A 7128-nucleotide genomic window follows, 5' to 3' on the forward strand; every position below is an offset into this window, starting at 1 on the left:
CTAGCCTTTCGATAATGTCAATAGGACGGCACCTGCAAGGATGATGAATGTCGCAAGAAGCAGCTTGATTCGTTCACGGGCGGTCTTGTATTCGCCGAAAACGAGAACGCCCCAGCCAAGGTTCACCAGAAGGTTTAGCTGCGTGAGCGGGTAACCGATGGCGTAGCCGAGTGCTCCGTTCACATCGATGGCCCAGAAACAACCGTGCATGCCCACCATCCACAGGATTCCCATCAAGATGGTAACGATGCTTGGAACGCGAAGGTATTCAAACATCTTTTTCCGCTTGATTTCTAGAATGGCGATGAGAATTTGGCTTCCTACAAAGAGACCGATGGTGAAGGGGCAGAGAAATTCTACGTCGGTCATAGAAAGTCCCGACTGGACAGACAGCTTGTAGGGAATCAGGTAGGTGCCAAAGGCGAACCCTCCCAAAAGGGATCGCCAGTTCTTGAAAACGGAACCGCCATGGGATGGGGAAAGCCTGGAAAGCCCGATCAGAAAGCAGGCGATGGCTGGAATGGAAAGTACGAATTTGGATTCTTCGCCGAACAGGAGCACGCCCGACAGGAACGACGCGAGGATGCTCACTCCCATAGAACGCACTCCGGCCCCTGCAAGGTCTGCTTCGGCCTGTACAGCCCAGAAACAGAAGGCTCCGCCTGCAACCCACAGGAGTCCGCACAGAAGCCCGATAGGGTGAACATTGAATGTTCCGGTGTTGAACGCAACGACAAGCGCGCTCAGGAGCGCACCCAAGGTCATCATCGAAAGATAAGCCCAGCTGGAATAATTAGGCCATTTCTTGAGGGGCACCATGTAGGAGCCGAACATGAAAATGGCGAGCAATGCACCTATGTAACTACTTTCCAATGCAGAACCCCGCAAAGATAGATTGTAAGACGTCTTCGGACGAAATTTCGCCCGTTATGCTTTGAAGAGCTCTGCGCACTAGCTGCATTTCGAACGCGAGCAGTTCCACGGCAGGGTTTGTCTTGAACAGGTCGAGTGCGCGGTCTATGCCGGCGATTGCGTCTTCGAGACATGCCTTTTCGCGTTCGCTGGTAATCCAGATATCTTCTTGTTTCTCAGTGGCCTTGAAGAGGGATGCATTCATGGCTCGCTTCAGTTCGGCAAGTCCTTCGCCGGACTTGGAGGAAATACAAAGAGAGCCTTCGACGCGCTTCGCTTGCTCCTTTGTTTGCTCGGCGCTTTGCAAGTCGCTCTTGGTGTAGACTATGATGTCTGCTTTAGTCGCATCGGCGCATTCTTCTAGAGATGTTGTGCTGCTTCCGTCCACGACCAGAATCTTCAAATCTGCTTCTTCAAGAATTTCCTTGCTCTTTTTCATGCTGAGCGCGTCGAGTTCGTCTGCGGCCTGCTCGGCGATTCCTGCCGTATCGACCAGGCGGATCTCGCCGCCATCTAGGAACAGCCGCACTTCTACAAAATCGCGGGTGGTGCCGGGAATGCTGCTTACGAGCAAGCGATCTTCGCCGAGGAGCGCATTCACCAGGCTCGACTTGCCTGCATTGGGCGCTCCGTACAAGACGGCGAGCGGAATACGGCTAAGGCTTGCCTTGCTGCGGAAGCTGTTTAAAAGAGTCTCGATGGATTGCCTGATGCCTTCGAACTTTTGCTGCCATCCGCTGTAGTCGGGGTCGGCTTCTTCTTCGGCGAAGTCAACGTCGAGTTCGAGCCGCGCCGAGATGTCCTTGACCTGTTCTGCAAGGGTTGCAATCTTTTTGGAAAGCGTTCCCGAAAGCAGCCGGTGAGCGTTCTCGAGTTCGGCGCGGTTGGCGCTGTGGATCACGTCGGCGACTGATTCCGCCTGGGTCAAATCCATCTTGCCGTTCAGGAAGGCGCGACGTGTGAATTCGCCCGGTTCGGCGAGGCGCACCCCTTCGATGCTGCGGATTGCTTGCAGCAGGTCGCGCACGATTAGCGGGTTTCCGTGCGGGTAGAGCTCCAGCGTGTCTTCGCCGGTGTAGGAGTTCGGGGCTTCAAAATAAATGTAGAGGAGGCTGTCGATGACCTTGCCCGTTTCCGGGTGGCGAGCTGTTCCAAGGCAAGCCTCTCTCGCCTTCAGCTTTTCAACCGCCTTTTTGCCAAACATCGCTGCGACAACACGACGGACGCTTGCTCCGCTAACGCGTAGCGCTGCAACGGCACTTACGCCCATGGGCGTCATCGGCGCAACAATGGTCTGGGAATCCATGGTGAAAAAGATAGCAAAATAGAAGCTACGGACTTTTTAGTGGATACATGGAATGGTACTTTGTTTTCTAATATTTTCTTACTTGATTGTTGCAAAGGCCCGTTTCGGAATTTTTTTATATATATTCGGTAGCCTATGAGCCAATTCAAACTTTTGTATCGCCCCCTGGGCACAATTCCCTGTTATGTATTGCAACGCGATGATGGCGCCGAATTTGAAGTCCTGAGCGGATTTGGTGGCGGTCTCAACGCCTGGCGGGTCCCTGTTGATGGTTCTTCTGATTCCCACGGCACGATCATGCTCGATTTGCTCTATGGCTATAGGGACGAGCCGACCCTTCGCAAGATTTCTCCTGACACGAATGCCGGTTGCAGGTTGACTCCGTTTCCGGGGCGCACCGCCTATGCGCAATTTAATTGGCTCGGAGAAACATACAAGTTGGTGAACAATGTGAGCTGGGCTCCGCATGCCTTGCACGGGTTCCTGCAGGACAAGGAATGGAAATTTGAAAGCTTCGAAAGCGACGGTGAAAGCTGCACTGCGGTGTTCAGCTGCGATTGGCCGGGTGCCTTTGCTGGATTCCCGTTCCCGTTCCGAGTAACCAATGTCATTACGTTTACCGGAGAAAGCGTTACCGTTACGGCAAGCGTAAAAAATATCGGGACATCGGACTTGCCGTATTCCGAAGGTTGGCACCCTTACTTTATGCTGGGCGAAAAGATCGACAACCTGGTGCTCAAGCTTCCGAAATGTTCCCTTGCCGTCTTGGACAGCGCCGACTTGCCGACGGGCAACTTCAAGGAAGAAACTCGCTTCGTGAGCGGTCGTCAAATTTATGATGAGTTTATCAATGACTGTTTCTGCCTTGAAAAGGAAATGACGCAGTTGCAATCGGGTGACGGCGATATCATCAACAACGCCCACGTGCTGCTCGAAGGCGAACGCTATGCGCTGGACATCTGGCAGAAGGCTGGCCTTGAACAGTATAACGCCATTCAAATTTATACGCCGCCCGACCGCATGAGTATCGCCATCGAGCCGATGTCTTCCGAACCCGATGCGTTGAATCATCATCGCGGATTGATTGTGATCCCCCCCGGAGAGGAACGCACGTTTACCTTTGGCTGCGATTTCCTAGTTCGCTAAGTTGCATAAAAAAACAGGGCTTTGGACAAACCCTGTTTTTTTATTTGAAAGGCTTTTGGCGCAAACCTTTGTGTGGAAATTCTGCGCCGTCGAAACCTTACTTGATGACGATTTTCTTTGATCCCTGGCCTTCGACCTTCACCATGTAGACCGCACTCTTTGCGGTGCTAAGGTCAAACGAGACGTGGCCTGCGTTCAGGAATCCCGACGCAATTTTTTTTCCGTCCAGTTGCAGGATGCGGACCTTGGCGTTACCCGAGGCGTTCACTTGCAGCGTCTTTCCGTACATTTCGGCGGAGAACTTCTTGCCTGCGGTAACCTTCGCGGGCTGGACGCTTGCCGGAACAACATTCACCGGCTTTTCGTCGTAGCGGGCGACAAGCGCGTTCATGAACCACGTGGTATGCGGCAGCCACTGTTCGTCCCAGCGCCACACCTGCCACGATTCCTTCATCGAATCAAATCCCACCGCAGAGACTCCGTCATCAGTCCAGGCGATTCCAGAACCATCTTCGTTCTTGCCGGTGATGCCGTTTGCGATACCGCCCTTGAGCGTAGCATCGAAATCTGACTGGCCGTTGTATACCGCAGGATTCTTTTTGCCGATGCCGTACATCATGCTCACGCCGTAGGGGTTCTTGCCCAGAATCCAGTCGAACTGGTCGGTTGCGAATTTCTGCACGCTATCAGCGACTGTCTCGTTCAAGGCGCGGTCGGCATACACTGCAGCAGCGGCAAGGCTTGCAAGTCGAGCGTCTTCGCCCTGCCACCAGTAGCCACTCTCGTTGTCGTGCGGGATAAAGAAACCATCCTTGATAGAGCCTTGCGTCTTGTATGTCTGGCGGGCATATCCGAACGGATTTGCGACCTTGTTCGTAATACCGACAAGCCAGCTCAGATGAGTCTGAATAGCATCCAGGGCTTCCATTGCATTGGTGTTGTAGCACGATGCCCCGATCATGTCTACGCAGTACCAATCAATAAGTTCACTTGGCGATGTCACTGTAATCTTGCTTTCGACTTCGGCATAGCGCACCAGGGCCACCAGCGGGAGGCCCGCATCGCTCGCATGCCAGAACGGGCGAGTCTTAGCGTCATCGCTCCAGAAATATCCATCATTGCTCAAGCGGTTAATAAGATTCTTCGCACGCGCGCGTGCATCCTTCAGGTAGTCTACCTTCTCGGTTGCGACATAAAGCTCTGTTGCGGCTAAAAGCGCCGTGTAATCGTCGATAATGTTTTCTTTGCCGTCGTCGCAGTAGGCGCAAGACTTGCCGATACCTTGCTTTTCGGAGAGGTGGGCGTATGCCTTTTCTGCTGCGGCGAGGTACTGTTCGCTAGTGTAGTCACCCTTCGCGCCGAGTTTCGAGACGCGGGCAAGGCCGGCAATGGCCATGCCGCCGCCTTCGCGGAATGCCGTCTGGTATTTGGCGCTCTTTTCTCCATCGGAACCACTAAAGGCGCACAAGTAGCGGCTACCTTGGCCCCAGTTGTCAAACACCGTCATGTAGAAGAACCCCTGCTCGTCGAGCATGCGCACCAGGAAGTCCGCACCGTAGGCGGCTTCGTCTGTGGTCGTGGCCTTGGTGCTTGTCGAGGCGAGCAGTGTCGGGATGCGTTCTGCTGCAAAGGCGAGCGACCAGACCGTCAGCGGAATCTGCTGCGGGTTCAAGTAGTTCGCGTAAGAAAGGTGACTCAGATACTTGCTCACGTCGCCGCTTGCATCGTACCAGCCACCGCGGACATCGCGGGTCACTCCGGAACTTCCGTATACGGAGACCTTCTGGTCCCAACCCATGATGGTCGAGTTGTTGGCACGGTCGTTGTAGAAGTAGTCCATGACCATCGCAAGGGTCTTCTTGGCAAGAGCCTGATCTCCGATGTAGAATTTTCCCGATGCAGAAGGGCTTCCTGTGGCAACTTCGACATGGAAGTTGCCCGACTGGGTGGGCTTTTTGTCTAGCGTGATGGTGTAGTACTTGCCACTTTTGGCCCATTTGTCGGGGTCTTCTCCTGCGCCGAACACGCCCGAGGCAACCGAAGCTCCTGTTGATCCACCGTCGGGGTCAAACCAGAGCGTCCAATTGGTACCTTCAAGGTTGTCGGTGCTCTGCACCACAATCGAAATGGGCTTGTCGGAGTCGTAGCCTGCTTCGTTGTAGAAAAAAGTGTTTGCCGCAAACGAACTTGCAGCTAGGGCCAAGGGTGGAAGAATCAGGAATGCATTTTTCATGGCTATAATATATTCTTTTGAGTGTTTGTTTTCAAATGCAGTGTGAGCCAAGTCATGCAAAAGCGGAGTAAACCAATATGTGTCGCTTTGCGGACGAAGGCTTGTCAAAAAAAAAGATTATCAACGCAAAATATGCGTAAAATAGGGATGGCTGGTTTGTCTGGACGTCGGCCCTTTTTTGGGGGTCGGGCCCCTTGAAGTGGAAATTACTAGTTTTAAAGGATAGCTAAAAGATTTTCTAAAGGTTTTGAATCGTTGAAATTTGTGAAATTGGCAGGCTTTTGATTAAAATGACGCAAAATTTGCGTTAAAAATACTCTTTTTTTGGGTGTTTTGTTCTGACGCTCTTGACCGGCGCGTTTACAGAACCTATCTTTGACTGCGAAAATAAAACATTCCGAAAAGGTAAAACAATGTACTACGAATCTATCAAAGTTTTGGACTGCACCATCCGCGATGGCGGCCTGGTGAACAAGCACGACTTCTCCCTCGAATTTGTGCGTCGCCTTTACACCCTCCTGTCTGCCGCCGGTGTGGACTATATGGAAATGGGTTACAAGAACTCTCCGGAACTTTTTGACCCCAAGGAATACGGCCCGTGGAAGTTCTGCGACGACGACCTGCTCTGGAAGGTGAAAGACGGTATCGATTCCAAGATCAAGATGGCCGTGATGGCTGACGTGGGCCGCGTGAACATGGATGCCGTGAAGCCCGCTAGCGAAAGCCCGTACCAGATGTTCCGCGTGGCAAGCTACGTGAAGAACATCGACAAGGGTATCGAAATGGTGAATGCCTTCCACGATATGGGTTACGAAACCACCCTCAACATCATGGCTGTGAGCCGTGACCGTGGTCCGGAACTCGACGAAGCCCTGCACCAGGTCAACGAAGAATGCAAGGCCGACGTGCTTTACCTCGTGGACAGCTTCGGCGCCTTCTACCAGGAAGACATCGATAAGGAAATTACCCGCTACCGCGGTATCGTGAAGGGCAAGAAGTTCGGCTTCCATGGCCACAACAACCAGCAGTTGGCCTTCTCCAACACGATTCAGGCGATCATCGACCACGTGGATTACCTCGATGGTTCCGTGTCCGGTATGGGCCGTGGCGCTGGTAACTGCACCACTGAGCTCTTGCTCGGCTTCTTGAAGAACCCGAAGTACGACTTGCGTCCGGTGCTCGACGCCTACCAGGAACTGTTCTTGCCGCTCAAGGAAAAGTACGAATGGGGTTACATCATCCCGCAGATGATTACGGGCATGCTGAACCGCCACCCGCAAGACGCCATCGCCGTCCGCAAGACCGAAGACCGCGACAACTACACCAAGTTCTATAATCATATGATGAATGACTAGGAGGCGAGCGTCGCAGGAACAAGCTAGCTTGTTCCTATGACATACTGTATTAAATGTCAAGAGGCTTTTGTACAAAAATTTGGTACATAGGCCTCTTTTTTCGTAAGGACTGCATAAAGTTGTCGAAGCAGCTTGTTCGCCACTGCAATCAAGGCTACTTTGCTAGGCTTGCCCGA

The 7128-nt window shown here is 52.8% G+C and carries 5 protein-coding genes; 2 read left to right on the forward strand and 3 right to left on the reverse strand.

Annotation, left to right across the window (positions count from 1 at the left end):
- A complete protein-coding gene (locus tag ACKI61_RS09715; RefSeq protein ID WP_407457534.1) occupies nucleotides 1-873 on the reverse strand; it encodes a GRP family sugar transporter in 873 nt (290 codons plus the stop codon).
- Entirely contained in the window at nucleotides 863-2218 is a 1356-nt protein-coding gene (gene mnmE, locus ACKI61_RS09720; RefSeq protein WP_407457535.1) for a tRNA uridine-5-carboxymethylaminomethyl(34) synthesis GTPase MnmE, read from the reverse strand. Before mnmE ends, ACKI61_RS09715 begins: the two co-directional genes overlap by 11 nt.
- A gap of 135 nt (nucleotides 2219-2353) precedes the next feature.
- On the opposite strand from mnmE, the gene ACKI61_RS09725 reads away from it, so the two are divergent.
- Nucleotides 2354-3364 (forward strand): aldose 1-epimerase, encoded by a 1011-nt coding sequence (locus tag ACKI61_RS09725; protein ID WP_407457536.1) that lies wholly within the window; start codon nucleotides 2354-2356, stop codon nucleotides 3362-3364.
- A gap of 97 nt (nucleotides 3365-3461) precedes the next feature.
- Here ACKI61_RS09725 and ACKI61_RS09730 read toward each other — a convergent pair whose 3' ends face one another.
- Nucleotides 3462-5597, reverse strand: coding sequence for a glycoside hydrolase family 9 protein (locus ACKI61_RS09730; protein WP_407457537.1), 2136 nt, complete (start codon nucleotides 5595-5597; stop codon nucleotides 3462-3464).
- Between the two features lie 413 nt (nucleotides 5598-6010).
- On the opposite strand from ACKI61_RS09730, the gene ACKI61_RS09735 reads away from it, so the two are divergent.
- The gene (locus ACKI61_RS09735) at nucleotides 6011-6952 is read left to right on the forward strand and encodes an aldolase catalytic domain-containing protein (protein WP_073058176.1); all 942 of its coding nucleotides are present in this window, start codon (nucleotides 6011-6013) and stop codon (nucleotides 6950-6952) included.
- The last annotated feature ends 176 nt before the right edge of the window (nucleotides 6953-7128 follow it).

Origin of the sequence: Fibrobacter sp. (assembly GCF_045601785.1) — a bacterium.
Classification (GTDB): domain Bacteria; phylum Fibrobacterota; class Fibrobacteria; order Fibrobacterales; family Fibrobacteraceae; genus Fibrobacter.

What these genes read in the sequence shown, in the direction of transcription:
- mnmE (WP_407457535.1), bottom strand. Translation starts at nt 2,218, where the DNA reads ATGGATTCCCAGACCATTGTTGCGCCGATGACGCCCATGGGCGTAAGT.
- ACKI61_RS09725 (WP_407457536.1), top strand. Translation starts at nt 2,354, where the DNA reads ATGAGCCAATTCAAACTTTTGTATCGCCCCCTGGGCACAATTCCCTGT.
- ACKI61_RS09730 (WP_407457537.1), bottom strand. Translation starts at nt 5,597, where the DNA reads ATGAAAAATGCATTCCTGATTCTTCCACCCTTGGCCCTAGCTGCAAGT.
- ACKI61_RS09735 (WP_073058176.1), top strand. Translation starts at nt 6,011, where the DNA reads ATGTACTACGAATCTATCAAAGTTTTGGACTGCACCATCCGCGATGGC.